The sequence below is a fragment of the Burkholderia sp. 3C genome, assembly GCF_054589155.1.
The window spans coordinates 109598-111239 of sequence record NZ_BAAILN010000030.1; the positions used below are offsets into that span (position 1 = coordinate 109598).

The window sequence follows — 1642 nt, forward strand, 5'->3', positions numbered from 1 at the left end:
GGCGGGCGGCGTGACGCTGCGCGTCGGCCACGCGCTCGACACGCTGACGTTCGAGGTGATCGACACCGGCCCCGGCATTCCGGCCGACGAGATGGAGCGGCTGTTCCTGCCGTTCGAGCGCGGCGAGGCGGCCAGCGCGCACGATCACGGCGCCGGGCTCGGGCTGACCATCTGCAAGCTGCTCACGCATGCGCTGGGCGGCAGCCTCGAGGTCGACAGCGAAGTCGGGCGCGGCACCCGCTTCGTCGTCAAGGTGTACGCGCCGACCGTGCGCACCGCCGTGCCGGCGCGCATCGAGCTGGCCGACATTCGCGGCTATCGCGGCACGCGGCGCACGCTGCTGATCGTCGACGACCTGCCCGACCAGCGCGCGATCGTCGTGCAGATGCTCGCGCCGCTCGGCTTCGAGATCGTCGAGGCGGGCAGCGGCATCGACGCGCTGCGCTGGCTCGGCACCAACGCGGCCGACGCGATCCTGATGGATATCTCGATGCCCGACATGGACGGCTACGAGACCAGCCGGTTGATCCGCGAGCGGCGGATTTCCTCGGCGCCGATCATGCTGCTGTCGGCCAATGCGTTCGCCGACGACCGCGAGCGCGCGATCGCGATCGGCTGCGACGACTACCTGGTCAAGCCGGTGCAGGTGCCGGTGCTGCTCGACAAGCTCGCGGCGCTGCTGCGGATTGAATGGGAGCGGGCCGACGCTGCTGCGGCATCCTCCGAAGCGAGCCGCGAGGCCGCGCCGGACGATGGGGCCTCGCCCGTTTCGATGGCTGCCGCGACGGGTGCCGCGGCGACCGTCGGCGGCGCGTCACCGTCGCCCACGTCGTCGACACCGGCCGCGGCCTCCGCGCCGACCGAACCACCCCGCCTGCCGCGTTCGATGCACGCGCAACTACGCGCATTGCTCGACGTAGGCTACGTCGAAGGCCTGATCGAAGCGCTCGACGCCGCCGTGGCCCGCCGCCCGGCGCTGGCCGCCCCGCTCGCCGCACTGCGCGCGCGGGCCGAACTGTTCCAACTGAAGGAGTTCGAGCATGAGCTTGACCGCCTGCCGCTCGGCGCCGATGACTGACGCCGCGCGCCCGCTGCCCGACGCCGCCCTGCCCGGCGTGCTCGGCAATCGCCCCGTGGTGCTGATCGTCGACGACACGCCCGACAACCTCGCGCTGCTGTCCGACACGCTGCGCGCCGACGGCTACGCGGTGCTGGTCGCCCTGAGCGGCGACGACGCGCTGAAGTGCCTGGCGCGCGTCACGCCCGACGTGGTGCTGCTCGACGCGATGATGCCGGGGCTCGACGGCTTCGAAACCTGCCGGCGCCTCAAGCTCGACGCGCGCCACGCGCATCTGCCGGTGATCTTCATGACCGCGCTGGCCGAAAGCGAGCACGTGGTGCAGGGCTTTCGGGTGGGCGGCATCGATTACGTGACCAAGCCGGTGCGGCCCGAGGAGGTGTGCGCGCGGATCGCCGCGCATGTGCAGCGCTCGCGCGCGCAGCGCTACGCCGACACGGTGCTCGAACTCGATGCGCGCGCGGCCGTGATCGTCGATGGCGGCGGCGCGATCCGCTGGCAGTCGGCGCAGGCGGCTGCGCGGCTGGATGGGTATCGCGAGCTTGGGGGCGGCGCCGGCGCCGG

2 protein-coding genes are annotated in these 1642 nt (G+C 72.6%); both read left to right on the forward strand.

The window, feature by feature from the left end:
• Positions 1-1078 (forward strand): ATP-binding response regulator (locus ACYP33_RS04580; protein ID WP_459620005.1); only part of this gene is annotated, 1078 nt, incomplete at its 5' end.
• Between the two features lie 55 nt (positions 1079-1133).
• On the forward strand, positions 1134-1642 hold a 509-nt coding region (locus ACYP33_RS04585; RefSeq protein WP_459620175.1), incomplete at its 3' end, for a response regulator.